Genomic DNA, 24,909 nt, shown 5'->3' on the forward strand with positions numbered 1-24,909 from the left:
CTCATGGAGGCGGCGTCGCCGATGCGCTGCGGCTCAGATCTTCTGCCCCGCCGGCCCGACGCCGACGTTGATCATGATCCGCTGCACTTCGGTGCGGCCCTGCGGGAACTTGACCTCGAGCGTCACCGTGTCGGTGCCGGCGAAGTCGGCCCTCGACTGATAGAAGGCGATGAAGCCCGGCACCTCCAGGGCGAGGCACTGCTTGTAGTTGGTCGCGCTGACCTTGCCGCGCTTGATCGTGACGGTGCCGTTGCCCGGCGCCGTCAGCAGACGGATGGAGGGAAGGGGGCCGGACGAGCAGTCGGGCTGGACGTTGAGATAGATCCCGACCTGGATCGGCTTGCCGGCGACGCCCTTGGCGTTGCGTTCGACCGTGGTCTGAGCGGGACCGGGCGCGGGAGCAGGCGTCTGGGCTTGCGCCGCGGCTGCGGTGGCTGCCGCCAGCAGCGCCGAGACGGCTATTCCCGCGAACGCTGCCCGCCATTCTCCTCGCAACAGTTTCATCACCGTCCTCAGCCCCGCATGGTCCCTCAGCGCCGCCAGATTGCCGTATTCGAGCTGATCGTTCAACGGATTGCCGAACTTGCGGCCGACTTCAGCAAACTTCCTTCACGTCCGCCACGGCATCGCCGGCGCGGTGTCATCGGATGGGTCCGATGACGTCATGACTGTTTCCCGCTGTTGCCATTCGTGTCTGCGCAACTCGTCCGCCTCGAGGAATGCGCGGAGTGGACGACATTGGAACGCAGTCATCGGGCTGACATCGATGCCCTTCGGGCGATCGCTGTCGTCATCGTCATTCTCTTTCATCTGAAGATCACGGGTTTCGAGGCCGGCTATGCCGGCGTCGACATCTTCTTCGTCATCTCCGGCTATCTCATCACCGGGCAGATCCTGCGCGACGTCGCTGCGCAGCGCTTCTCGCTGTCGGACTTCTATCTGCGGCGGGCGCGGCGCATCCTGCCGGCGCTGGTCACGACGACAGCGGCGACGTTCGCGGTCGGCTGGCTGTTTCTGTCGCCGGAAGCCCTGCGCCAGCTCGCCAAGGAGGCGACGCACGGGCTGCTCTCGATCGCCAACATCCAGTATTGGCGCGAGGCCAGCGCCTATTTCGCACCGAGCGCGGATCAGTTGCCGCTGCTGCATTTGTGGTCGCTGTCTGCGGAGGTCCAATTCTACGCGCTGGCGCCGCTGCTCCTGATGTGGGTCGGTACGCGTCGGCATGTGTTCCGTGCCATTGCGGCGATCGGGTTGTTGTCCTTTGCCGCGGCCGCACTCTGGTTGCCGCGCGACCCAGAGGCCGTGTTCTTCCTGACGCCGTTCCGGGTGTTCGAATTCGCGCTCGGCGCGCTCGCCATTCCGCTCGAGGCCCGCCTGGCAGCGTCGCCGCGCGCACGCCTGCTCGCCGCCGCCTGTGGCGATGTCGTCCTGGCCGGCAGCCTCCTCGTGATCGGCCGCTATCAGTCCCTTGCGGGCGTCGCCGCGCTGCTGCCCTGCATCGCCACCGCTGTCATCATCGCGGCCAACGCGCCGACATCGCTGGTGATGGTCCGCCCGGTTCGCGTCGTCGGCGCCGCCTCCTATTCGCTGTATCTCGTGCACTGGCCAGTGATCTTCTTCGTCCGTTTCATCTTTGGCGATGCGGCGCAGACCGCGGCGGGACAGGCGGCGCAGCTCGCGCTGATGGCGGTGCTGACCACGCTGATGTTCGTCATCGTCGAGCGGCCGCTGCGGCGGCTGCCGTGGCCGAGGGGCGCGCAGGTGGCGAGCTTTGCGACCGTGCTCATCGTGGGTGCCGCGCTCACCCATGTGACGTTCCGTGCCAACGGCGTCGTGTCGCGGCTGCCGGACGACCAGCTCGCGCTGTTCCAGCTGCAGGGCTTCGGCCTCAACAAATGCGGCCGCACCTTCGGCCGTCTCTGCGCGTTCGGCGATCTCGACGGCACGCGCGGCGTCGAGCTGCTCGGCGATTCCTATGTCCAGCAATATGTCGCCGCGCTCGATGCGACGCTGAAGGCGCGCGGCATGATCGGGCACGTCTCCACCATGAGCGGATGTCCCACGCTCGCCGGGCTCACCGCGGAGGGACCGCGCGCCCAGGTCTGCGCCGAGCTGCGCGACAGCGAGCTGCCGCGGATCCGGCAGTCGCAGGCCGATTTCGTGGTGATCGGGCAGGCGTGGCAGCATTATCTCGATCTCGGCGATGGGCCGGCAGCGCAGGCCCGCAACGCCGCGGTCGCCGCTCATCTTGCCGAGACGATCCGTCTGCTCGACCGGCCGGGCCGGCATTTCCTCGTCGTCGGCGGCCAGGTCCGTCCGGTGAATTGCGCCTTCGATCAGCTACGCATGCTGCCGGGGCCGCGCTGGCATGCGCCCGCCAAGCCGTGCGATGCCGTGCCGAAGAGCGAGGCGGTGGCGACCAACCGCATCATCGATGCCGTCCTGTCGGAGGCGATCAGGCCGTTGGCCAAGGTGACGCTGCTCAGGCCCTCGGAGGTCTATTGCGACCAGGATTGCCCGGTCGTGGAGGGGGGCGTGTGGCTGTTCCAGGATGCCGGCCATTTCACCGTGGCAGGGGCCCAGCGCATGGGCGAGCGCGCCGCGCCGGTGTTCGCGAGGTTCCTGTCGGACGATTAGGTGGCGCTATTCGCTATCGGTTGCGGCGCTTGCGGCCGCGGCCAATGCCGGCGACGCCGCGACGATCCGTGCGCCTGCGAGCTCCGAGCCCTGCGCCGTGAGGTGACCGTCGTCCCAGGCGAGCGGCGCGCCGTCGGAGGTCTGGAGCACGCAATCTCCTGCCGGACACAGCAGCGCGAGCAGCGAAACGTATTCGGTCTGCGCCACGTCCGTCAGCAGCGTGCGCATGAAGTCGTCGACCTCGCCGAGCAGATCCAGCATGTGCCCGTCGGTACCGACGCCGAACCGCTTCGCCGCGATCAGCAGATGCGGCAGCGGACGATCGAATTGCGGGCTCGGCCCGACCACCACCACCTTGCTGCCGGTGTCCGCAATCGCCTTGATCGTGGCGAGCAGGCTCGCCTGTGCGGCCGGCGTCGTCGCGGTGCGCGTCCAATTGCCCGAGAGCACGACGATGTCGGGCGTGAGCTCGCGCACCAGCCGAGGCAGCCGGCGGTTGAAATTCGTGCAGGCGGCGGACTGGCCCGCTTCGGCGTGAGGGACGCATTGCGCAAGGCTGGCGCGCAGTAGCGAGGCCTGGGGCATGGCTCGCGTCAGGCCATGGATGAGGTGAGCGGCGTGACTGTCGCCCCACACTAGGATGCGCGGGCGCGCGCCTTTGGCAAGGCATGACGGCTGCAGCGCCTCGAACGTCTGGCCCGGATCGAGGAAGCAGGTGCCGCTCTCATAGACGGACTTATGATCGTAGCTGATGAATTCCGCTATCGCCCGCTCCCGCGGCGAGAAGCGGGCGGGAAAGCCGGCAAGTCCGATGATCGAGAGTGAGGCCAGCAGCACGACCGATGCGCTCGCGACCAGCGCGCGCGCCGTGATCGGCGACTGCGCGCGCCTCGCCGGCTGCTCGATCAGATAGAAGCTCGTCAGCGCCAGCACGGTGCAGGCTCCGAGCAGCGCCAGCTTGTCCGCGATCGAGCTCGGCGGACCCCAGACGGCCGTCGCCAGCGAGACGACGGGCCAGTGCCAGAGATAGAGCGAGTAGGACCACAGCCCGATCGCGATCATCGGTTTGACCGCGGTCAGCACGGCCTTGCTCGGGGTCGGATTGGCCCAGATCACGGCGGCGGCGCCGAGGCACGGCAGCAGCGCGGCCGTGCCGGGATAGGGCGTGTGCGGCGAGAACAGGTTGACGGCGGCGGCGAGTGCGATCCAGCCCAGTGCTGCCACCGCAATCCTGAGCCGTTGGCTTTGCGGCGCCGGCAGGGCTTCCACGGCCAGCAGCGCGCCTAGCGCGAGCTCCCAGACCCGGGCCGGCAACAAAAAGAACGCGGCGGCGGGTTGCAGCCGGGTCTGGATCACACAGAGCAGGAACGAGGTCGCGCAGACCGCGGCGAAGCTCGCAAGCATCAGCGACCGCCGCAGCGCGAAGGCGGCGAGCGCCAGCGTGGGGAACAGCAGATAGTACTGCTCCTCGACCCCGAGCGACCAGGTGTGCAGCAGCGGCTTGGTGATGGCGGCGGCGTCGAAATAGCCCTGCTGCGACCACAGCAGGATGTTGGAGCAGAAGACGAGGACGGCCAACGCTTGGTGCGCCACGGACACTGCATCTCGCGGCAACAGGATCACGCTGGCGCCGAGCAGGGTGACGCACAGCATCGCGAGGGCGGCGGGCAGGATGCGCCGGGCACGGCGCCGGTAGAACGCCGCGAACGAGAACGTTCCGGTCCGCGCCTCCGCATGAATGATCCGCGTGATGAGGAAGCCCGAGATGACGAAGAAGATGTCGACGCCGACATAGCCGCTGCGAAACGGCGAGATGTCGTAGTGGAACGCGATCACCGAGATCACTGCGAAGCCGCGCAGGCAGTCGATGTCGGGACGATAGTCGGTTGCGCTCAAGGGGGCTGTCCGGACGCTCGCATCTGGCGGCGGCCGTCAATGCCCGACGGTCACCGCACGCGGGCGACCCTGTTAGGCTCCGATTGCAACCGCATTGAGGGATTCCTGCGGCACGGTTGATCGTGCAAACAGGACACAATGCCATCGAATTGACATCGCAGCGGGAATCCGCGACGTGCCTTCACAGACTTGCCTCAATGGCGTGATGGCCTTGTCGGAGTTCATGCGTCGAGCGAGCGTGTCATGCGTACATTGGGGCGGAAGGCCGGCCGGGCCGGATTGTTGTGCGGCGTTGTTCTATTTCAGATTGTAGTTGGCGGTTCGCTTGCGCGAAGCGCCGAGCCGGGCGGCTCCTCACCATCCGCAGGCGAGGTGGCCAAGGATCAGGGCAAGGACAGCGGGCCGTTCGGCGGATGCGAGCCGATCGGGTTGACGGCGTCGGGCGAGCTGGTGTTCCCGCTGGAATGCAAGAAGCTGATCAAGAAGCCGGCCGAGGCGCCCGTTGCCGAGGACAAGATCCCTGCAGACGACAAGACCGCGTCGGTCAATCCCGGACCGTCCGTTCCGAGCCAGGCTGCCAGCGCCGACATTTCGGCCGGTCCCGAGGTCAAGCCTGCCGCGGCTGCGGAGGCGGCAGCGACGACATCCACCGCCTCGGCTGAGCCGAAGCAGGCCGCAGTTACGGACAAGCAGGATGCGGCTCCGAAGGCCGCCGCAGCAGAGCCAGTCGCCAGCAAGCCGTCCCTGACCAAGCCGTCCGTGAAATCGCCGTCGACGGCGGCAGCAGCGACCAAGCCGTCCTCTGCCAAGCCGTCCTCTGCCAAGCCGTCCTCCGCCAAGACGGCCGCGGCCAATCCGCCCGCGACGACGCCATCCCCAGCCAGGGCCTCATCGGGCAAGCCGTCATCCGGCAAGGCGGCCCAGGCGCAGGCCGTTGTGGTCGCCGTCAGGGATGCAGCGGTCAAGGATGGCGGCAGGACATCGCGCATGGTCGCCAGCCGGCCGATGATCGTGATGGCGAGGCCTGCGGCCGCAACCCCGACCGCGGCCCGGCTGCATCCGGAGGACAAGCCACGGCTGCGCACAGCGGGTGTGCCGGCCTGCGTCCAGTTCCGCAGCTACAACCCGGCGACGCGCAGCTATCGCGGCTTCGATGGCCATATCTATGCGTGCCGGTGAGGGCTGACGCTCGATCGCCGGTTGTGGTCTGGAGGGTGGCGAGTGACGTGACCGCTGCCGCCCAAGGGCGGCAGCGAGGTCGGGCGGTGCGGCGCCGGAGCTGCTATAGAACGTGAGTCTTCATCTCCGTTCCCCGCCGCGGTCGCTTCCGATTCGACATGACAGAGCCTCAGTCCCACCTGTTCGAGATGCGCCGGCTGGAATCGCTGTCCAACACCATCTTCGGTGTGGCGATGACGCTTCTCGCCTACGACCTGCCGAAGCCCAATTTCGCGCATATGCCCGGCTGGATCGACTTGGCGCATACCTATTCCGGCCGTCTCGCCGGGCTGGTCCTCAGCTTCATCATCGCCGGCGTGTTCTGGATCAGCCACCACCGGCGGCTGGCCCGGCAGCCGTTCGCGGGCCGGCCCGTGGTCATCCTGAATCTGTTCTTCCTGTTGTCGATCGTGCTGCTGCCGGTGACCAACGGGCTCTACGGCGGCTACAGGCTGAGCAGCGCGGTGGCCGTCCTCTATGGCTTGCATCTGACGATCATTGCGTCGCTGAACGCCGCGCTGTGGTGGCTCGCGCTTCCAAGCGGCCGCCATGCCGAGATCGCCGGCGCGATCTTTCCCGTCATCGTGTTCGTGCCGGGCATCGTGATCGCAGCGCTTGCACCGGAGTATGTGCAGTATTTCTGGATGCTCGGCTTCGGCGGCTTCCTGGCGCGGCGGTTCATCCGCAGTGAGCCGGCGCCCCCGGCACCGTCCGCCGGGGAACGGGCGGAGGTGCCATAAAAAACGCGGCGAGCCGTAAGACCCGCCGCGCTTCCGTTCTTGAACTCGCTGGTCCAGGGCCGAGACCGCCCCGTTGCCAAGCCGCGATGGCGCAATCCGCTGACGAATCACGCCCTCAAACGTCGCTCATGAAGAGCCGCTCAGCGGGCGATCCCAGCGAGGTGACAGCGCTTGGTGAAAGACACTGGATCACCTCCTTTCGTTGTTGATGGTCACGCCAATATAGGACGGTCCGGCCGGCGAGGGTAGGGGGCAGATTACGGAACCGGGCCGCCGCCGGCGTGCCGCGCCGCGGTCTCGGTGTCGTGCGCTGCCATCGCTTCGGTCCGTTCCATCAGGCCCGATCCGGGACCCATCCGCTTCGAAACCCCGCCCCGAAGAGGTTGAGACCCGCCGCGGACCATGTTAGGGAACGCCCTGATGCGGGTGTAGCTCAATGGTAGAGCAGCAGCCTTCCAAGCTGAATACGAGGGTTCGATTCCCTTCACCCGCTCCAGCGCCCTTCTGCCGAAAATCTGTTGCAGCGGTCCGGTCGGGGCGGCTGACTAGTCGCAATGGATCTGATTGCCCATCCGCCGGCACGTCCTGCCGTCGCTGAAGTAGGTCGTGCTTCCGATCGTATGCGCCGACGTGCCGTCGCTGTAGTAGGTGTGATTGCCGATCTGCTGCGAGCTACTGCCGTCGTTGTTGTAGGTGAAGCGCCCGATCTGCTGTGACGAGGAGCCGTCGTTCCAATAGGTGTTGTTGCCGATCCGCTGCCCCGAGGTCCCGTCGTCGCACAGGATCTGGTTGCCGATGAACTGGCAGGTCTCGGCCTGGGCCGCTGTCGCCGCCCACAGGCCGAACGCGATCGCGAGAACGTTGCGCATGAGGTCGATTCCCGAGGTTGCAACATCCAATCGCAACCCACGTGCGAGCGCAACGGAAAACGATCCGCGGTGATCTGCGCGGATCAACGTCCGGCGCCGCGCGTCCTGGTCTTGCCGGCGGCTCCGCCGACCCGGAACGCCCGCATCTGACCACTCAGGAAGCGCAGCAGGTGACCGGCGGCATGCGGCAGCTCGCGGCCGCGCCGGGTGATGACGCAGGCTTCGCTTGAGGCCAGCAGGCGGTTGTCGACCGGCACGGCAGCGAGTGAGCCGTCGGCAAGATCGGCGGCGATCGAGAAGGCGGGCAAGAGCGTCAGGCCGAGGCCGCTCCTGACGAAGTGGCGGAGCACGTTGATGGAGCTGGTGGTCAGCTTCGGCGACAGAGCGATGCGTTCGGCCGCCTCCGCCATCGCCACGATCTGGCGCGTGCCGTAGCTCGGATGCATCAGTCCGAGCGGGTGGTCGGCGAGCTCGCGCAGGCGCAAGGGACGGCCGAGCCGCGCCAGCGCGTGATCCGGCGGCATGATCGCGCACAGCGGCTGCCGGCTCGCGGTGGCGATCCGGATGCGGGGATCGGCGCCCGGATTGAACACCAGCCCGATGTGATGGCGATCCTCGGCAACGGCATTGACGACCTCGTTGGTGCCGGCGAGATCGAACGCCATGGTGAGGTCGGGATGGCGCTGCCAGAACCGGCCGAGCGGGCCGGACATCAGGTCGCTGACGAAACCCTCGCCGAGCACGATGTCGACATGGCCGCGCTTGAGGCCCTGCAATTCGCGAAGCTTGGCGACGGTGTCGGTCTGGTCGGCCTGCCATTGTCGGAAGCGCTCGACCAGCAGCGCGCCGGCCTCGGTGGCGCGGATGCCGCGGCTGAGCCGCTCGAGCAGGGTCAGGCCGAGCTCCTTCTCCAGCAGTGCGATCTGCCGGCTGATCACCGACGCGTTGACGTCGAGCGCTTCCGCGGCGGCGCGCACCGAGCCGAGGCGGATCGCCTCGTGCAGATAGTGCAGGCGGTGGTGATCGAGCAGGGCGGACATGGCTTCGGAAACTGTTGACCTCAGGGCAACACTAGCGGCGGAGGGCGCTGATGTCTGCCCCGGAATCGTGCGGCTACGCTGCCGAGGCAAATCCTGGCAGGAGGCCTCGTGACCCCGATCGGCATCATCGGACTTGGCAAGATGGGGCGCGGCATGGCGCTGACGCTGAACGGTGCCGGCTTTGCCGTCACCGGCTATGACGCGCTCGCCGCGACGCGCGCGGCGCTGGCGGCCGAGGGCATCGCGATTGCCGACGGCATTGGCGGCGTGATCGCCGCCGCCGACATCGTCATCCTGTCGCTGCCGACCGCCGGCATCGTCGCCGATGTCGTGGAGGGCGCCGGCGGCATCCTCGCGCAGGCCAGGCCCGGCGTCGTCATCGTCGACACCTCGACCTCGCATCCCGAGACCTCGCGCCGGCTCGCAGCCCTTCTCAAGGCGCGCGGCATGGGCTTCGTCGATGCGCCCGTCAGCGGCGGACCGAAGGGCGCGGCGAGCGGCACGATGACCATGGTGATCGGCGCCGACGACGCGGATCTGGCGCGTGTGATGCCGGTGCTGGATCGCATGAGCGCCAAGCGCGTCCATGTCGGCGGCGTCGGCGCCGGCAACGTCGCCAAGATCGTCAACAATCTCCTCTGCGCCGCGCACCTGCTCACCGCCGCGGAGGCGCTGCGCATCGCCGATGCGGCGGGCGTCGATGCCGAGCGGCTGCTGGAAGGTCTGAATGCCGGCTCGGGCCGCTCCGGCGTCACGCTCGTCAACGTGCCCAATTGGATTCTCAACGGCGCCTTCGATTCCGGCTTCACCATGCAGCTGATGCGCAAGGACGTCAGGCTCGCGGCGCAGCTCATCGGTGAGCTCGGACTGTCGCTGCCGATGGCCGCCGACACCGCGCGCATCTGGGCGGACAGCGCCGCCAGCATTGCCGACACTGATGATTTCAACCGCATCGTCGAGCTGCAGCTCGGTTCGATGGCGAAGCCGTGAGCCTGCCGCCATGACCCATTTCATCGATCCCCGCCTGCGCGCCGCGACGCTACCGTTCTGGCCTGACTTGGAGGCCGTTGGCTCCCATGTCGGCGGTGACCTCATCGTCGGCGATGGCGCGACGGTCTCGGTGAATGATCCGGCCACCGGCAGATTGCTGTTCACCTATGCCGATGCCGGCGCCGATGTGGCGGCCAAGGCGGCGGCAGCTGCTGTGGCGGGGCAGGCGGAGTGGGCGAATCTGACCGCCGCGGGCCGCGGCCGCGTGATGCAGGCGGTGGCACGGGCGATCCTCGCAGCGGCCGAGCCGCTGGCGCATCTGGAATCACTGTCAGCCGGCAAGCCGATCCGCGACACCAGGGGCGAGGTCGCCAAGGTCGCGGAGATGTTCGAGTACTATGCCGGCTGGGCCGACAAATTCCACGGCGACGTCATCCCGGTGCCTTCGAGCCATCTCAACTACACGCGTCGCGAGCCGATGGGCGTGGCGCTGCAGATCACGCCGTGGAACGCGCCAATCTTCACCGCGGGATGGCAGATCGCACCGGCGATCAGCATGGGCAATGCGGTGCTGCTCAAGCCGTCGGAGCTGACGCCGCTGACCTCGCTGGCGCTCGCATTCATCGCCGAACGCGCGGGCCTGCCGAAGGGCGTCGTCAACGTGCTCGCCGGCTTCGGCCACACCACGGGCCAGGCGGCGCTGGCGCAGCCTGCGGTCAAGAAGGTCGTGTTCGTCGGTTCGGTACCGACCGGGCGGCTGATCGGCGAGGCTGCGGCGCGCAGGCTGTTGCCGTCGGTGCTCGAGCTCGGCGGCAAGTCCGCCAACATCGTGTTCGCCGATGCCGATCTCGAACGCGCCGCCGTCGGCGCGCAGGCCGCGATCTTCGGCGGCGCCGGACAGAGCTGCGTCGCCGGCTCCAGGCTGCTGGTGCAGGGCGCGGTCTATGACCGCTTCGTCGATCTGGTCGCGAAAGGCGCGGCGAAGATCAGATGCGGCGATCCGCTGTCGGCGGACACCGAGATCGGTCCGATCAACAACGCCAGGCAATATGATCACGTGCTGTCGTTGATCCGCGAAGGCGCGGCGGAGGGGGCCGAGATCGTCGCTGGCGCAAATGGCGTGGCGCAGGACGGCGGATATTTCGTCAAGCCGACCGTGCTCAAGAACGTCACCAACGCCATGGGCATCGCGCGCAAGGAGGTGTTCGGTCCGGTCGTCGCCGCGATCCGCTTCGACACCGAGGCGGAGGCGATCGTGATCGCCAATGACAGCGAGTTCGGCCTCGCGGGCGCGGTGTGGACCAGGGATGTCGCGCGCGCGCATCGCGTCGCAGCACAGGTCAAGGCCGGGACGTTCTGGATCAACGCCTACAAGACCATCAACGTCGCCTCGCCGTTCGGCGGCTACAACAACAGCGGCCATGGCCGCTCCTCCGGCGTCGAGGCGCTCTACGAATACACGCAGGTGAAGAGCGTGTGGGTCGAGACCGCGGCCGAGCCGGCCGTGGCGTTCGGCTACGCGCCGGGCTTGCGCGATTGAGCGGGCATGGCATGATCGGTGCAAGAGCTGCGCGCCACGGAACGATCACTTAGTTCCGAAATAAGGAACGGAAACATGCCGCGCTTCGTCAACGTCGCCATTGGTCAGCTCGGCCCGATTGCCAAGAGCGAAACACGGACCGCGGTGGTTGCGCGACTGATGGCGTTGATGCGGCAGGCGCACGCCAATGGCTGCGACCTGATCGTTTATCCCGAGCTGGCGCTGACGACGTTCTTCCCGCGCTGGTACATGGCCGATCAGGCCGAGATCGACCTCTATTTCGAGCGCGAGATGCCGGGGCCGGAGACGCAGGCCTTGTTCGCGCTCGCAAAGGATCTGCGCATCGGCTTCTGCCTGGGTTATGCCGAGCTGACGGTCGAAGACGACATCGTGCACCGCTACAACACGGCCATTCTCGTCGACAAGACCGGCGCGATCGTCTCGAAATACCGCAAGGTGCATCTGCCGGGACATGCCGAGCACGAGCCGTGGCGCAAGTTCCAACATCTGGAAAAGCGCTATTTCGAGCCGGGCAAAAGTTTCGGCGTCGCCAGCGCCTTTGGCGGCGTGATCGGCATGGCGATCTGCAACGACCGCCGCTGGCCCGAGACCTATCGCGTGATGGGGCTGCAGGGCGTCGAGATGGTGCTGATCGGCTACAACACGCCGGTGCACAATCCGCCCGCACCGGAGCATGACGACCTTTCGCTGTTCCACAACCGCCTCGTGATGCAGTCCGGTGCCTATCAGAACGGCACCTGGGTCATCGGCGTCGCCAAGGGCGGCATCGAGGAGGGCATCGACCACATCGCCGGCAGCTGCATCATCGCACCCTCGGGCGAGATCGTGGCGGCCTGCGCCACCAAGGGCGACGAGATCGCGCTGGCGCGCTGTGACCTCGATTTGTGCAGATCCTATAAGCAGACGATCTTCAATTTCGACGTCCACCGCCAGCCGCAAGCCTATGGCATGATCGTCGAACGCAAGGGCGAGCGGCTGATGGCGGATGGCTCGCCGGTGCGCAAGCCGTGATGCGGCCAGCTGGCACACTGCGTAGGGTGGGCAAAGGCGCAGCCGTGCTGTTTCCAAATGTGAGACCGCAATGGCGCCGTGCCCACCGTCTTGCGGCGGAGTGTGCGGCGCGATGGTGGGCACGGCGCCACGGTGACCTCGGACGCGGAGAGATTATCGCATCGCCTTTGCCCACCCTACGGCACCTGCGCGCTTGCGCCTCATGCCTCATTTGCGTTCAAATGAATCCCCTTCGCGCGCATGGCATGGGCCTTGCTTACAATTTCGGCAATTGAACTCAGGCAAGTTGCATCAGGAGAGAACATGGATCGCAGAACGGTATTGAAGGGTTTGGCGGGCGCGGGTGGCTTGGCGCTGACGGGGTTTGCGGCGCCGGCGATCGCACAAGGCGCTGCCGCACGCACCTTGCGTTTTGTTCCACAGGCCAATCTCGCCAATTTCGATCCGATCTGGGGCACGCAATATGTCGTGCGCAACGCGGCCGCGATGGTGTGGGATACGCTGTACGGCATCGACGACCAGTTCGTGCCGCAGCGCCAGATGGTGGAATCCGAGCAGGTGTCCGACGACGGCCTGACCTGGACCTTCAAGCTGCGTCCTGGCCTGAAATTCCACGACGGCGAGCCGGTGCTCGCCAAGGACGTCGTCGCCAGCCTCACGCGCTGGTCGGCGCGCGATCCGATGGGGCTGATGCTGAAGGCGCTGCAGAACGAGCTCACGGCCGTCGACGACAAGACCTTCAAATGGGTGTTGAAGCAGCCCTATCCGAAGATGCTGTTCGCGCTCGGCAAGGGCAATGCGCCCTGCGCCTTCATCATGCCCGAGCGCATTGCGCAGACCGACCCGTTCAAGCAGATGGCGGAATATGTCGGCTCTGGCCCGTTCAAGTTCGTCAAGGGCGAGTGGGTGCCGGGCGCCAAGGCCGTGTTCGAGAAGTTCACCGACTACGTGCCGCGCCAGGAGAAGCCGGTTTGGCTCGCCGGCGGCAAGCAGGTGCTGGTCGATCGCGTCGAATGGGTGATCATGCCGGATCCCGCGACCGCGGCCGCCGCGTTGCAGAACGGCGAGGTCGACTGGTGGGAGAACCCGATCACCGATCTCGTGCCGGTGCTGAAGGGCAACAAGAACATCGGCGTCGACATCGGCGATCCCCTGGGCAATGTCGGCTCGTTCCGCATGAACCACCTGCATGCGCCGTTCAACAACGTGAAGGCGCGCCAGGCGATCCTGATGGCGATGAGCCAGGAAGATTATATGCGCGCGCTGGTCGGCGACGACAACGCGCTGTGGAAGCCGCTGCCCGGATTCTTCACGCCGGACACGCCGCTCTATACCGAGGCGGGCGGCGACATCCTCAAAGGCAAGCGCGATTTCGCGGCGGCCAAGAAGCTGCTCGAGGAGGCCGGCTATAAGGGTGAGCCGATCACCTGCGTCGTCGCGCAGGACCAGCCGATCACCAAGGCGTTCGGCGACGTTACCGCCGATCTCCTGAAGAAGCTCGGCATGACCGTCGACTTCGTCGCCACCGATTGGGGCACCGTCGGCGCCCGCCGCGCGCAGAAGACGCCGCCTTCGCAAGGCGGCTGGCACATGTTCCACACCTGGCACGCAGGCGCCGACTGCATCAACCCGGCCGCCTACACCGCGCTGCGCGCCAATGGCGACAAGGCCTGGTTCGGCTGGCCGACCAGCGAGCCCGTGGAAAAGGAGATCACCAACTGGTTCGCCGCCAAGTCGCTCGACGAGGAGAAGGCGGTTGCCGCGCGCATCAACAAGGCCGCGCTCGACGACGTCGTGTTCGCGCCGACCGGCTTCTTCCTCGGCTACACCGCGTGGCGCAAGAACGTCTCCGGCGTGACCAAGGGGCCGATCCCGCTGTTCTGGGGCGTGTCGAAGACGGCGTAAAGCGAAAGACGTCTCATGCTCGCTTATGCGCTCCGACGAGTCCTGTCGACGCTGCCGGTGATGGCGATCGTCGCGCTGTTCGTCTTCAGCCTGCTGTACATCGCGCCGGGCGATCCGGCCGTTGTCATTGCAGGCGACCAGGCGAGTCCGGCCGACGTCGAGCGCATCCGCGCCAATCTCGGACTGGACCAGCCATTTCTGGTCCAGTTCGGCAGTTGGGTGTGGCGTCTGCTGCACTTCGATCTGGGCACCTCGATCTTCACCAACCTGCCGGTGTCGGCCCTGATCGCCCAGCGGATCGAGCCGACCTTGTCACTGATGATGGTGACGCTGGTCCTCACCATCATCGTCGCGGTGCCGCTCGGCGTCATCGCGGCGTGGAAGGCAGGGACCTGGATCGACCGCATCATCATGGCCTTTGCCGTGTTCGGCTTCTCGGTGCCGGTGTTCGTGGTCGGCTACATCCTGGCCTATGTGTTCGCGCTGAAGTTCGACTGGCTTCCGGTGCAGGGCTACACGCCGCTGGCCCAAGGCGTCTGGCCGTGGCTGCAGAACCTGATCCTGCCCGCGGTCGCGCTCGGCTGCGTCTACATCGCGCTGATCGCGCGCATCACCCGCGCCGCCATGCTCGAGGTGCTGCAGCAGGACTATATCCGCACCGCCCGCGCCAAGGGGCTGGGGCAGGGCGGCATCCTGTTCATTCATGCGCTGAAGAATGCCGCGGTGCCGATCGTCACCGTGGTCGGCATCGGCATTGCGCTTCTGATCGGCGGCGCCGTCGTCACCGAGAGCGTGTTTGCGATTCCCGGATTGGGCCGGCTCACCATCGATGCCATCCTGCGCCGTGACTACCCGGTGATCCAGGGCATCGTGCTGCTGTTCAGCTTCGTCTACGTGCTCGTCAATCTCCTGATCGACATCACCTACACCCTGGTCGACCCGAGGATCCGCTATTGACCGCCACGACATCCATTTCGCCGCCGCCGGGCCTCGTCGTCGCGCCCGTTCTGCCGGACCTGATGGTCGCGCCGAAGATCCGGCGCGGCGCCATCGGCTTCCTGCGCAACCATCCGACGGTGGCGATCGGCGGCGCGCTGCTGCTCTTGCTCGTCATCATCGGCGTGTTCGCGCCGTTCCTCTTCACCGTCGATCCCACCGCGATCGCGCCGGCCAAGCGCACGCGGCTGCCGTCGGCGGATTTCTGGTTTGGCACCGATGCGCTCGGCCGCGACATCTATTCGCGCGTGCTCTACGGCACCCGCGTCTCGCTGACGGTTGGCCTCGCGGTGGCGCTTGGCGCCTCCTTGATCGGGCTCACCATCGGCCTCGTCGCCGGCTTCGTGCGCTGGGCCGACGGCGTGCTGATGCGCTGCATGGACGGGCTGATGTCGATCCCGCCGATCTTGCTGGCGGTGGCGCTGATGGCGCTGACGCGCGGCAGCGTCGGCAACGTCATCCTCGCCATCACCATCGCCGAGATCCCGCGCGTGGCGCGGCTGGTGCGCGGCGTCGTGCTGTCGTTGCGAGAGCAGCCCTATGTCGATGGCGCCGTCGCCTCGGGCACGCGCACGCCGATGGTCATCCTGCGCCACATCCTGCCGAACACGACCGCGCCGATGCTGGTGCAGGCGACCTACATCTGCGCCAGCGCCATGATCACCGAGGCGATCCTCTCCTTCATCGGCGCCGGCACGCCGCCGACCATCCCGTCCTGGGGCAACATCATGGCCGAGGGCCGCGCGCTGTGGCAGGTCAAGCCCTACATCGTGTTCTTCCCGGCGGCGTTCCTGTCGGTCACCGTGCTCGCGGTGAACCTGGTCGGCGACGGCCTGCGCGACGCGCTCGACCCGCGCATGGCGAAGAACCCATGAGCAGCGCAGTCAGAGATCGCCGGGAGCTCAAATGATGCCATTGCTCGAGGTCGAGAACCTGCAGGTGCATTTCCGCACGCCCACCGGCATCAACCGCGCCGTCGACGGCGTGTCGTTCCACGTCAATCCCGGCGAGACGCTCGCCATCGTCGGCGAATCCGGCTGCGGCAAATCCGTCACCTCGATGTCGATGATGCGGCTGATCCCGGAGCCGCCCGGCAAGATCGCCGGCTCCATCCGCCTCGAGGGCCGCGAGATCCTGACGCTCTCCGACCGCGAAATGCGCAGCCTTCGCGGCAACGACATCTCGATGATCTTCCAGGAGCCGATGACCAGCCTCAACCCTGTGCTCACCGTCGGCCGCCAGATCGGCGAGACCTTGCGGCTGCATCAGGGGCTCGACCAGGCGCAGGCGGAAGCGCGCGCGGTGGAGATGCTGACCCTGGTCGGCATCCCTGAGCCGGCACGGCGCGTGCGCGAATATCCGCACCAGCTGTCGGGCGGCATGCGCCAGCGTGTGATGATCGCGATGGCGCTGGCCTGCAATCCAAAGCTCCTGATCGCGGACGAGCCGACCACCGCGCTCGACGTCACCATCCAGGCGCAGATCCTCAAGCTGATGCTGGAACTGAAGCAGCGCGTCGGCGCCGCGATCATCCTGATCACCCATGATCTCGGCGTCGTCGCCGAGGTCGCCGAGCGGGTGATGGTGATGTATGCCGGCCGCAAGGTCGAAGAAGCGCCGGTGAGGGAGCTGTTCCGCAGCCCCCGCCATCCCTACACGCAGGGCCTGCTAGGCGCGCTGCCCAAGCTCGGCTCGTCGCTATCGGGCGAGATCAAGCGGCTCGCGGAGATTCCCGGCCAGGTGCCGGACCTCAAGCAGCGCATCGAGGGCTGCGTGTTCGCCGGCCGCTGCGCGCTCGCCACCGATGTGTGCCGGCAATATGCGCCGGGGCTGGAGCAGAAGGCGCCGCACCACATCGCTGCCTGTCACTTCGCCGCCAAGGAGCAGGCCGCCGCATGAGCGCTCCGTTGCTGCAGGTCAACGACCTCAAGAAGCATTTTCCGATCCGCAGCGGCCTGTTCGGCCGAGCCAAGAGCCGGGTGCACGCCGTCGACGGCGTGTCGTTCGAGATCGCGCGCGGCGAGACCCTGTCGCTGGTCGGCGAATCCGGCTGCGGCAAGTCGACCGTCGGCCGCGCCATCCTGCGGCTGTTCGACATCACGGCCGGACAGATCGTGCTCGACGGCCTGCGCATCGACGATCTCGGCCCGCACCGCCTGCGCGAGATGCGCCGCCGCGTGCAGGTCGTGTTCCAGGATCCGTTCTCCAGCCTCAATCCGCGGATGCGCATCCGCGACATCCTCGCCGAGCCGATCAACAATTTCGGCCTCGCCAAGACTGCGGCCGAGCGCGATGCGCGCATTGCCGAGCTGATGGAGATCGTCCGGCTGCCGCGCGACGCCGTGAACCGCCGCCCGCACGAATTCTCCGGCGGCCAGCGCCAGCGCATCGGCATTGCACGCGCGCTCGCCGCCAAGCCCGACCTGATCGTTTGTGACGAGGCGGTGTCGGCGCTCGACGTCTCCGTCAAGGCGCAGATCGTCAACCTGCTGCAGGATTTGCAGCGCGAGTTCGGCCTCGCGCTCCTCTTCATCAGCCACGACCTCGCCATCGTCGAGCACATGACGCACCGCGTCGCCGTGATGTATCTCGGCCGCATCGTCGAGCTCGCCCCGCGCCGCCAGATCTTCGCGTCCCCCGGCCATCCCTACACCAGGGCGCTTCTCTCAGCCGTCCCAATTCCCGAGCCCGGCGCCGAGCGCACCCCGATCATTCTCAAGGGCGATGTTCCCAGCCCCGTCAACCCGCCCAAGGGCTGCCGCTTCAACACCCGCTGCCCGCTCGCATTCGACCGCTGCCGAGTGGAGGCGCCCGAGCTGCGTCTGAAGGGCGAGGACCAGTGGGTGGCGTGCCATCTGGAGAATGTGTAGTTGTAGTCGTGTAGGCGCTACGCGGCGAAAGCCGCGCAGCGACGTGCCCACCGCCCGGTGCGAATGACAGCTTGATGCACGGGACCGTCGCGCCAATCGTCGTTGCAAGCGCAGCGAAGCAATCCAGAATCGTTCCGCGGCGGCAGTCTGGATTGCTTCATTGCGCTCGCCATGACGGGGGAGAGATGGTGCGCTTCTCGCGCGGATCTGGCGGATCTGTCTGGGTGCGGCGCGTAGCCCGCATGAGCGATAGCCGGCGCGCGGGACGCGCGTCGGCGCCAGCGACATGCGGGGTCTCACGTGCCGTGTCGGTGAACCCGGATGTCGCTGCGCTCATCCGGGCTACGTGACGACTGATCCGCGTCTCCGCTCTCCCGCCAACCTCCGTTGTCGTCCCGAGCAAGCCACGACGGCGCGAAGCGGCGGCGGGGCGCCGACCCGGGACCTATACTCCGCAAAGGCCATTGGGCTGCGGACGTCGAGCCATCTCATGTCACCAATCCCCCGTGGTTATGGGTCCCTGCGTACGCCGGGAAGACAGCGGAGTTTTGGGAGGCTGCGAGACTCTGCGGCGAGCGGCCGCGATGCGCGTGGGGAACCCTGGGACCCATCGGCCGCACCGGCCTCGTCAATCGACGGCACGCGGCCCCGTCTCCAGCGGTGGAAGGCGGCATCGCTGCGCCGCGTGCCGGCGCTGCACCCCATGTTTGAGGAACGGTACCACAGCCGTGCCCGGTTCCGACCAGCCGTCGGCTCACCGGGGTACGGCCTCGGCCGCTTTAGGCTGCAAGCGATCGACTGAATTTCGTCCAATAGAACGTCGCAAAGCGCGATCTGCGACAACAGGGTGGCCTCTGTCGATTGGAGCGACGTCGGCCGATCGAGGCGCAGCTTTGCTGCGCGGAGTCTACTTAGCGATTTCAATACAGCCTGATTGGACAGGTCGCCGCTTCGAATATCGGTCATTTTTTTCTGCACCACGACTACACCAGACCCGTCGCATCAGGACCGATTTGGTTCAAAGCAATCGGTATGCCACGAAGGGGGCCGGGAGCGGACAACGCGACCTTGCGGATCCCTTCGGCGTCTGCAAAGCAGCGCCCAGGGACATCAATTGGCGGTTTGCAGTCGGTTCCGAATTTAGAACCTGGCACGTTGAGTTGACGATTTGCGTGCCTGATTGGCAACTTATCGCTTTTGGTCGAGCGATTGGCGACCTGCTGATAACGTATTGCAGTCGTGCCAGACTGGAAGATGATCGCTGTGCCCGGCGAGGGGATGACTTGGTGCACTGCCACTGAACTGGTAATCCCTACAAGATAAGTAATAGAATGCAACGTGACCGTCTTGATAAGCATGATAAGGACTCACTTCATATCGCCTCATATCGACAGGCGTGTGGACGTTGCCAGGCTCGCGTTGTGACAAGGTCATAAGTTCATCGCTTCGGTGACCTGCTTCGCAATATCGAGTATCTCAAGCGCCCAGCGTCGACGGTTGGGGGCGCTTGTCTTGATCACCTGATCCCCATTCCCTCAAAGCCGTCGAGCGGCACGCGAACGACGCCCGCTCAGGCTTGAGAGCCAATCATGAGGACTGTGTCCCATAGGAAACGTGAGACACTGGCGGTGTGTCAGTGGGCAGGATGATCACCGCCTCGTCCAGCACGGACCTCATGAGTTCCACGTCGTCGGGCTGAAATACTGGTCCCGTGCCGCCACGTTCGTCTCCTCTCTTGCGGCCGCAGAGAAGACCTGCGGCCTGTTCATCTCAACGAGATTGAAGCGCGTCGCGCAGCGATTTTGAAGTCATTCTCAAGTCCAGTCTCTGCAAACTTTGCTCAGAATTAGCTGCATCACTAGCCAATTACCCTTTCGAATTAACATGTGAGAAACGGGAACCTGATGGAACTGAGGCGCCTGCCGCCTGACGAAAGTGTTCGGAGGTTGACTTGGATCAGCCCGGAAGACGTACGCTCCAATATTTTGGCAAAAGCCATATAAGAGTGGGGACCGATCCTCCGATGAACCTCGACCGATCCGTGAGCCTGCTGAGCCGCGCTCCCGTCATTCGTACAGACGATCCGGAGGCGATGGAGCACGCGTTGCGTACGGTGTACGGGGCAACTGGATTCGCAGTCTCCAACGCAGATGGCTTCCAGGGGGTGGGCAACTACCTTCAGCTTGCGAGCATCGGCCTCGGCTTTTGTGCATATGGCGGCGCAAGGTCAGTCGTCGAGTTCCCGGAGAGCGACTTCGCGCGCCTGCAAATTGCCCTCAAAGGCAGCGCTGTGACCATTCTAAATGGCACGGCGATCGCGGTAACCGAGCGGCAGTCCTGCATAGTTGCGCCGGGCGAGCCCAACAAGATTGTGTTCGAGCCAGGTTATGAGCAGCTCATTCTTCGAATAAGCGCGAGGGCGTTGGAGCAGACATTGACGACGCTGCTCGGCGCAAAGCCAGCCGGTGTCCTCAAGTTTGATCCCATAGCGGCTGCGGTGCAGCCGAACGCTCTGGTTTTGCGCGATCTGGCGATGTTTCTCGCTCATCAGTTGGATGCGACGGCGACAGAGCTGCCACGCACGGTGCTCGTCGAACTGGAGCAGGCTCTCATCGTTTCCTTCCTGTCGGCTCACCGCCACAATTTCAGCGAGCTGTTGGAGCGAGCCGAAAAGGACGTCGCGCCGCAGATCGTTCGGCTGACCGAAGAGTATATCGAGGCCTCTTGGGGGCGCGCCATCACGATCGAGGAGCTGGCATCGCAGACAGGCGTCAGCATCCGCGCGCTCTCTGCTGCGTTTAAGAAGAGCCGCGGATACTCGCCGACGGCGTTTGCAAAAACGGTGCGATTGCGACAGGCAAAACAGATGCTCTCGGGGCCAGATCAGCGCACCTCCGTCTCTGCAGTCGCCTTCAATTGCGGCTTCGGAAATCTCGGACACTTCGCAAGAGACTATCGCGACATGTTCGGTGAGCTTCCATCCGAAACTCTGTCGCGCGGGCGGCGCGCCGCCTAGCTCGCCTGATAGAAGCGTCGGCCAGGACCATTCCCAAGAGCGCTGGGGCAGCAGCAAAGGTCGCTCAGAAACTGGAACCTCAAGCTATATCGGCGATGAAGGGAGCTGCGGCACCTCGCCGCTGACCGGGTTTTTCCCAGGTTTGAGTCCGGTCAAACCTGAGATACCATCCTTCGATGAACTTGGACCGATCCGTAAGCCTCCTGAGCCGCGCTCCCGTCATTCGTACAGACGATCCGGAGGCGATGGAGCACGCGTTGCGTACGGTCTACGGGGCAACTGGCTTCGCAGTCACCAAGGCAGATGGCTTCCTGGGGGTGGGCAACTACCTTCAGCTTACGAATATCGGCCTGGGCTTTTGTGCATATGGCGGGGCGAGGGCGGTCGTCAAGTTCCCGGAGAGCGACTTCGCGCGCCTGCAAATTGGCCTCAAAGGCAGCGCTTTGACCATTCTGAATCGCACGGCGATCGCGATAACCGAGCGGCAGTCCTGCATAGTTGCGCCTGGCGAACCCAACAGGATTGTGTTCGAGCCAGGTTATGAGCAGCTCATTCTTCGAATAAGCGCGAGGGCGTTGGAGCAGACATTGACGACGCTGCTCGGTGCAAAGCCAGCCGGTGTCCTCAAGTTTGATCCCATAGCGGCTGCGGTGCAGCCGAACGCTCTGGTCTTGCGCGATCTGGCGATGTTCCTCGCTCATCAGTTGGATGCGGCGGCGACAGAGCTGCCACGCACGGTGCTCGTTGAACTGGAGCAGGCTCTCATCGTTTCCTTCCTGTCGGCTCACCGCCACAATTTCAGCGAGCTGTTGGAGAGAGCCGAAAAGGACGTCGTGCCGCGGATCGTCCGGCTGGCCGAAGAGTATATCGAGGCCTCTTGGGACCGCGCCATCACGATCGAGGCGCTGGCATCACAGACAGGCGTCAGCATCCGCGCGCTCTATACAGCTTTCAAGAAGAGCCGCGGATACTCGCCGATGGCGTTTGCGAAAACGGTGCGATTGCGACGGGCAAAGCAGATGCTCTCGGGGGCAGATCAGCGCACCTCCGTCTCTGCAGTCGCCTTCAATTGCGGCTTCGGAAATCTCGGACACTTCGCAAGAGACTATCGCGACATGTTCGGTGAGCTTCCATCCGAAACTCTGTCGCGCGGGCGGCGCGCCGCCTAGCTCGCCTGACAGAAGCGCCGGCCAGGACCATTCCCAAGAGCGCCGGGGCCGGCAACGCGCGGTGGGCAGGTTGTGCCCGGCGAAGCTTGCTGATGATGTCCAGTAGTCGCAGCCAGGCTGGGCCTCCGTGCTGTGTCTGGAGGCAAAGCGACCGAACTGCGACAATACGGGCGACGTGTCATAATCATTGCGCTCGGCGGCGGACATGCTGCAGGGCGGGTCAAGGCGTGCACGCGACGATTCGCCGGATAGCGACATTCCATGGCGATTCACGCACCTCCCGCTCGGCGATGCGGGGCAGCGGCACCCCCGCTTGCCCAGCCTGCGATTGAAGGCTTCGCACCCTGCGACCGGCCTGCCACACCAATACAGCCAATCGTCCATATGCCGTGCCGTCGCCGGGCGGGTGCATTGTCAGGAGCCCTTATGGCGATTAAAGATTCCGACCCAGACCGCGTCGGCACCGCAAGCCTTCCCGCGCGGTCATGCGTTCGATGAGGCCGCCATGCATCTTGCCCATGATCCCACAGCGCCGGCGGCAGCAGGGATCAGCTTCGACCAGTTCTTGGTCGTCGACATCCGCGTCGGCACCATCGTCGCGGCCGAGCCCTATCCGGAGGCGCGCAAACCGTCGCTGAAGCTGACGATCGATTTCGGGCCCGGCATCGGCACCAGGCGCTCCAGCGCCCAGATCGCCACGCTCTACGATCCAGCCACCCTGATCGGCCGCCAGGTCGCCGGCGTCGTCAATTTCCCGCCGCGCCAGATCGGCAAGTTCATGTCCGAGGTGCTGACGCTCGGCTTCCCGGACGAGGCCGGCAACGTCGTGCTGTTCCAGCCGGACAAGCCCGTGCCGAATGGCGCGCGGCTGTTCTGAGCGCCGGGGAGAGCCGACCATCATGGATATGCTGCTCGAACCTGTTACGCTGCCGCCATTCCCCGAAGGATTGAGGATTTCGCTGCGGCAGATGCATCTTCTCCAGGCTCCCATGGGCGGCACCCTGGTGACCGGCGGCGCTACCTTCCGCGTGTTCGCGCCGCATGCCAAGGCGGTCTACGTCTCCGGCCCGTTCAACGACTGGGCGCAGGACGCGAGCTGCCGCCTGGCGCCGATCGGCAACGGCCATTGGGCGATCTTCATCCCCGGCCTGAAGGACGGCGACGCCTACATGTACTTCGTCGAAGGCGAGGGCACCTCGGGTTACAAGCGCGATCCGCATGCGCGGCTCTTGACCGTCGATCCGCCGTTCCCGCAATCGCATTCGGTGCTGCGTAATCCCAACGCGTTTCCCTGGCACGACACCGCGTTCACACCGCCGCCTTATAGCGAGCTCGTGATCTACCAGCTCCACGTCGGCACCTTCGACATGAAGGCGGGCAATCCCGACGGCTGCTTCTTCGACGTGATCGAGCGCGTGCCGCACCTGGCGAAGCTCGGCATCAACGCCATCGAGCTGCTGCCGGTGCAGGAATTCCCGACCATGTTCAGCATGGGCTACAACGGCACCGACCTGTTCAGCCCGGAAACCGACTATGGCGAGGCCGAGGAGGCGCATCTCGCCGCCTATGTCGCCCGCACCAATGAGATCCTGGTCGCGGCTGGCGCGGCGCCTTACGCCGGCGTCGACACCGTGCGTCATTGCGACGACCAACTGCGCGCCTTGATCGACGTCTGTCATGTCCATGGCATCGCGGTGCTGTTCGACGTCGTCTACAACCACGCCGGCGGCGGTTTTGACGAGAACAGCATCTGGTTCTTCGACCGTCAGGCCTATGGCGATCCCAACCGCAGCCTGTACTTCACCGACCAGGGCTGGGCCGGCGGCCAGGTGTTCGCCTATTGGAACGCCGACGTTCGGCAGTACCTCGTCGACAATGCCGTGATGCTGTACCGCGAGTACCACGCCGACGGCCTGCGCTTCGACGAGGTCAGCGTGATGGACCGCTTCGGCGGCTGGGCGACCTGCCAGCAGCTCACCGAGGCGCTGCGCGCCGAGAAGCCCGACGCGTTCCAGATCGCCGAATATTGGCCGGTGAACCCGTGGGTGGTGCGGGACATCGCACAAGGTGGCGCCGGCTTCGACGCGACCTGGAGCGACGGCCTGCGCCTTGCTGTGCGCGGCGCCATCGCCAGCGCGGCCGGAGGCGCCGGCGCTGCCGTTGCGATGCAGCCGATCGCCGCGGCGATCGCCGATCTCAGCCTCGACAAGCGCTGGCGCGCGGTGAACTCGATCGAGAACCACGACATCGTCTATGCCGGCCGCGAGCCGCGCATCCCGCGCCTCGCCGATCCCGTCGACAGCCGCTGCTGGTATGCGCGCAGCCGCAGCCGCGTCGCCACGGGCCTGTTGCTGACCGCGCCGGGCATCCCGATGCTGTTCATGGGCCAGGAACTGTTCGAGGACAGACCATGGAGCGACACGCCGAACCCCGACACAACGATCAGTTGGGCGCTGCTTGACGGCGAGGACAAGATCACCGCCGATGCGATGCGCTTTACCAGCGAACTGATCGCGATCCGCCGCACCCATCCGGCGCTGACCGCCGAAGGCTGCGCCATCGTCCACGTCCATGACGGCAACCGCGTGCTCGCCTTTCACCGCTGGGATGGCCAGGGCGACGACGACGTCGTAATCGTGAGCCTGAGCGAGACGCCATGGCGCGACTACGCCATCGGCTTTCCGGCGGCCGGGCAGTGGAAAGAGGTGTTCAACAGCGACGTCTACGACAATTGGGTCAATCCGGGCGTGGTCGGCAACAATGGCGCTGTGATCGCAGGCGGCCCGGCGCTGCACAGCCAGCCGTGCTCGGCGATGGTGACGATCCCGGCGAACGGCGTGCTGGTGTTTGCGCGGGCGTAACGGCCGTAGGGTGGGCAAGGGCGCAGCCGTGCTCTGTCCACGACCCAGATCGGGATTGCGCCGTGCGCACCATCTTCGCCGTAGAGCTCGCCGATCCACGATGGGCACGCTGCCGCCTTCGGCGGCCGCT

Annotated in this window: 20 protein-coding genes and 1 tRNA gene; 16 read left to right on the plus strand and 5 right to left on the minus strand. The window is 65.8% G+C overall.

Annotated elements, in window-relative coordinates; all coding sequences use genetic code 11:
• Positions 1-33: 33 nt before the first annotated feature.
• A complete protein-coding gene (locus QX135_RS10135) occupies positions 34-504 on the minus strand; it encodes a hypothetical protein (protein ID WP_316176439.1) in 471 nt (156 codons plus the stop codon).
• A 234-nt stretch (positions 505-738) separates the two neighbouring features.
• Between QX135_RS10135 and QX135_RS10140 the strand changes: the two genes are divergently transcribed.
• The gene (locus QX135_RS10140; RefSeq protein ID WP_316176438.1) at positions 739-2,637 is read left to right on the plus strand and encodes an acyltransferase family protein; all 1,899 of its coding nucleotides are present in this window, start codon (positions 739-741) and stop codon (positions 2,635-2,637) included.
• 6 nt (positions 2,638-2,643) lie between these two features.
• Here QX135_RS10140 and QX135_RS10145 read toward each other — a convergent pair whose 3' ends face one another.
• Positions 2,644-4,533 carry an acyltransferase family protein gene (locus tag QX135_RS10145; protein WP_316176437.1) on the minus strand — a complete coding sequence of 630 codons (1,890 nt, stop codon included), beginning with the start codon at positions 4,531-4,533 and terminating at the stop codon, positions 2,644-2,646.
• 372 nt (positions 4,534-4,905) lie between these two features.
• Here QX135_RS10145 and QX135_RS10150 point away from each other — a divergent pair, with 372 nt between their 5' ends.
• The 3 genes from QX135_RS10150 to QX135_RS10160 all read left to right on the plus strand — a co-directional run bounded on the left by QX135_RS10150 (position 4,906) and on the right by QX135_RS10160 (position 6,987).
• On the plus strand, positions 4,906-5,712 hold the full coding sequence (locus QX135_RS10150) for a hypothetical protein (RefSeq protein ID WP_316176436.1): 807 nt from the start codon (positions 4,906-4,908) through the stop codon (positions 5,710-5,712).
• A gap of 158 nt (positions 5,713-5,870) precedes the next feature.
• On the plus strand, positions 5,871-6,491 hold the full coding sequence (locus QX135_RS10155) for a TMEM175 family protein (RefSeq protein ID WP_315754120.1): 621 nt from the start codon (positions 5,871-5,873) through the stop codon (positions 6,489-6,491).
• A gap of 422 nt (positions 6,492-6,913) precedes the next feature.
• Positions 6,914-6,987 (plus strand) — tRNA-Gly (locus QX135_RS10160).
• Positions 6,988-7,036: 49 nt separating this feature from the next.
• On the opposite strand, the gene QX135_RS10165 is transcribed toward QX135_RS10160, so the two are convergent.
• Both QX135_RS10165 and QX135_RS10170 read right to left on the minus strand, forming a co-directional pair.
• Positions 7,037-7,360, minus strand: coding sequence for a hypothetical protein (locus QX135_RS10165; protein WP_316176435.1), 324 nt, complete (start codon positions 7,358-7,360; stop codon positions 7,037-7,039).
• A gap of 83 nt (positions 7,361-7,443) precedes the next feature.
• Positions 7,444-8,400 carry a LysR family transcriptional regulator gene (locus QX135_RS10170; RefSeq protein ID WP_316176434.1) on the minus strand — a complete coding sequence of 319 codons (957 nt, stop codon included), beginning with the start codon at positions 8,398-8,400 and terminating at the stop codon, positions 7,444-7,446.
• A gap of 108 nt (positions 8,401-8,508) precedes the next feature.
• On the opposite strand from QX135_RS10170, the gene QX135_RS10175 reads away from it, so the two are divergent.
• The 8 genes from QX135_RS10175 to QX135_RS10210 all read left to right on the plus strand — a co-directional run bounded on the left by QX135_RS10175 (position 8,509) and on the right by QX135_RS10210 (position 17,733).
• A complete protein-coding gene (locus QX135_RS10175; RefSeq protein WP_316176433.1) occupies positions 8,509-9,390 on the plus strand; it encodes an NAD(P)-dependent oxidoreductase in 882 nt (293 codons plus the stop codon).
• A gap of 10 nt (positions 9,391-9,400) precedes the next feature.
• Positions 9,401-10,930, plus strand: coding sequence for an aldehyde dehydrogenase family protein (locus QX135_RS10180; protein ID WP_316176432.1), 1,530 nt, complete (start codon positions 9,401-9,403; stop codon positions 10,928-10,930).
• 75 nt (positions 10,931-11,005) lie between these two features.
• The gene (locus QX135_RS10185; protein ID WP_316176431.1) at positions 11,006-11,962 is read left to right on the plus strand and encodes an N-carbamoyl-D-amino-acid hydrolase; all 957 of its coding nucleotides are present in this window, start codon (positions 11,006-11,008) and stop codon (positions 11,960-11,962) included.
• A 303-nt stretch (positions 11,963-12,265) separates the two neighbouring features.
• Positions 12,266-13,867: an ABC transporter substrate-binding protein gene (locus QX135_RS10190; protein WP_316176430.1), complete on the plus strand. Its 1,602-nt coding sequence runs from the start codon at positions 12,266-12,268 to the stop codon at positions 13,865-13,867.
• A gap of 15 nt (positions 13,868-13,882) precedes the next feature.
• A complete protein-coding gene (locus QX135_RS10195) occupies positions 13,883-14,824 on the plus strand; it encodes an ABC transporter permease (protein ID WP_315754136.1) in 942 nt (313 codons plus the stop codon).
• On the plus strand, positions 14,821-15,738 hold the full coding sequence (locus tag QX135_RS10200) for an ABC transporter permease (protein WP_316176429.1): 918 nt from the start codon (positions 14,821-14,823) through the stop codon (positions 15,736-15,738). The genes QX135_RS10195 and QX135_RS10200 overlap by 4 nt, the downstream gene beginning before the upstream one ends.
• A 34-nt stretch (positions 15,739-15,772) precedes the next feature.
• Positions 15,773-16,762, plus strand: coding sequence for an ABC transporter ATP-binding protein (locus QX135_RS10205; RefSeq protein WP_316177228.1), 990 nt, complete (start codon positions 15,773-15,775; stop codon positions 16,760-16,762).
• Positions 16,759-17,733, plus strand: coding sequence for an oligopeptide/dipeptide ABC transporter ATP-binding protein (locus tag QX135_RS10210; RefSeq protein ID WP_315737560.1), 975 nt, complete (start codon positions 16,759-16,761; stop codon positions 17,731-17,733). The genes QX135_RS10205 and QX135_RS10210 overlap by 4 nt, the downstream gene beginning before the upstream one ends.
• Positions 17,734-18,716: 983 nt before the next feature.
• Here the strand turns inward: QX135_RS10210 and QX135_RS10215 are convergent.
• Positions 18,717-19,091 carry a hypothetical protein gene (locus tag QX135_RS10215; RefSeq protein ID WP_315737561.1) on the minus strand — a complete coding sequence of 125 codons (375 nt, stop codon included), beginning with the start codon at positions 19,089-19,091 and terminating at the stop codon, positions 18,717-18,719.
• Between the two features lie 665 nt (positions 19,092-19,756).
• On the opposite strand from QX135_RS10215, the gene QX135_RS10220 reads away from it, so the two are divergent.
• From QX135_RS10220 to QX135_RS10235, 4 genes are all read left to right on the plus strand, one after another.
• Positions 19,757-20,749 carry an AraC family transcriptional regulator gene (locus tag QX135_RS10220; RefSeq protein ID WP_315771134.1) on the plus strand — a complete coding sequence of 331 codons (993 nt, stop codon included), beginning with the start codon at positions 19,757-19,759 and terminating at the stop codon, positions 20,747-20,749.
• A 257-nt stretch (positions 20,750-21,006) separates the two neighbouring features.
• On the plus strand, positions 21,007-21,918 hold the full coding sequence (locus QX135_RS10225) for an AraC family transcriptional regulator (protein ID WP_315771135.1): 912 nt from the start codon (positions 21,007-21,009) through the stop codon (positions 21,916-21,918).
• Positions 21,919-22,423: 505 nt separating this feature from the next.
• Positions 22,424-22,795, plus strand: a complete 372-nt coding sequence (locus QX135_RS10230) for a tRNA-binding protein (protein ID WP_315737564.1) — start codon at positions 22,424-22,426, stop codon at positions 22,793-22,795.
• A gap of 22 nt (positions 22,796-22,817) precedes the next feature.
• The gene (locus QX135_RS10235) at positions 22,818-24,779 is read left to right on the plus strand and encodes an alpha amylase C-terminal domain-containing protein (protein ID WP_316176427.1); all 1,962 of its coding nucleotides are present in this window, start codon (positions 22,818-22,820) and stop codon (positions 24,777-24,779) included.
• Positions 24,780-24,909: the final 130 nt, after the last annotated feature.

It is taken from the genome of Bradyrhizobium sp. SZCCHNR1098, from assembly GCF_032489375.1.
In the GTDB taxonomy this organism is placed as follows: domain Bacteria; phylum Pseudomonadota; class Alphaproteobacteria; order Rhizobiales; family Xanthobacteraceae; genus Bradyrhizobium.

Excerpts from the sequence above, each read along its gene's own strand:
- QX135_RS10220 (WP_315771134.1), top strand. The coding sequence starts at position 19,757 with ATGAACCTCGACCGATCCGTGAGCCTGCTGAGCCGCGCTCCCGTCATT.
- QX135_RS10155 (WP_315754120.1), top strand. The coding sequence starts at position 5,871 with ATGACAGAGCCTCAGTCCCACCTGTTCGAGATGCGCCGGCTGGAATCG.
- QX135_RS10180 (WP_316176432.1), top strand. The coding sequence starts at position 9,401 with ATGACCCATTTCATCGATCCCCGCCTGCGCGCCGCGACGCTACCGTTC.
- QX135_RS10165 (WP_316176435.1), bottom strand. The coding sequence starts at position 7,360 with ATGCGCAACGTTCTCGCGATCGCGTTCGGCCTGTGGGCGGCGACAGCG.
- QX135_RS10190 (WP_316176430.1), top strand. The coding sequence starts at position 12,266 with ATGGATCGCAGAACGGTATTGAAGGGTTTGGCGGGCGCGGGTGGCTTG.
- QX135_RS10135 (WP_316176439.1), bottom strand. The coding sequence starts at position 504 with ATGAAACTGTTGCGAGGAGAATGGCGGGCAGCGTTCGCGGGAATAGCC.
- QX135_RS10230 (WP_315737564.1), top strand. The coding sequence starts at position 22,424 with ATGCATCTTGCCCATGATCCCACAGCGCCGGCGGCAGCAGGGATCAGC.
- QX135_RS10195 (WP_315754136.1), top strand. The coding sequence starts at position 13,883 with ATGCTCGCTTATGCGCTCCGACGAGTCCTGTCGACGCTGCCGGTGATG.
- QX135_RS10235 (WP_316176427.1), top strand. The coding sequence starts at position 22,818 with ATGGATATGCTGCTCGAACCTGTTACGCTGCCGCCATTCCCCGAAGGA.
- QX135_RS10215 (WP_315737561.1), bottom strand. The coding sequence starts at position 19,091 with ATGCTTATCAAGACGGTCACGTTGCATTCTATTACTTATCTTGTAGGG.
- QX135_RS10185 (WP_316176431.1), top strand. The coding sequence starts at position 11,006 with ATGCCGCGCTTCGTCAACGTCGCCATTGGTCAGCTCGGCCCGATTGCC.
- QX135_RS10205 (WP_316177228.1), top strand. The coding sequence starts at position 15,773 with ATGCCATTGCTCGAGGTCGAGAACCTGCAGGTGCATTTCCGCACGCCC.
- QX135_RS10210 (WP_315737560.1), top strand. The coding sequence starts at position 16,759 with ATGAGCGCTCCGTTGCTGCAGGTCAACGACCTCAAGAAGCATTTTCCG.
- QX135_RS10170 (WP_316176434.1), bottom strand. The coding sequence starts at position 8,400 with ATGTCCGCCCTGCTCGATCACCACCGCCTGCACTATCTGCACGAGGCG.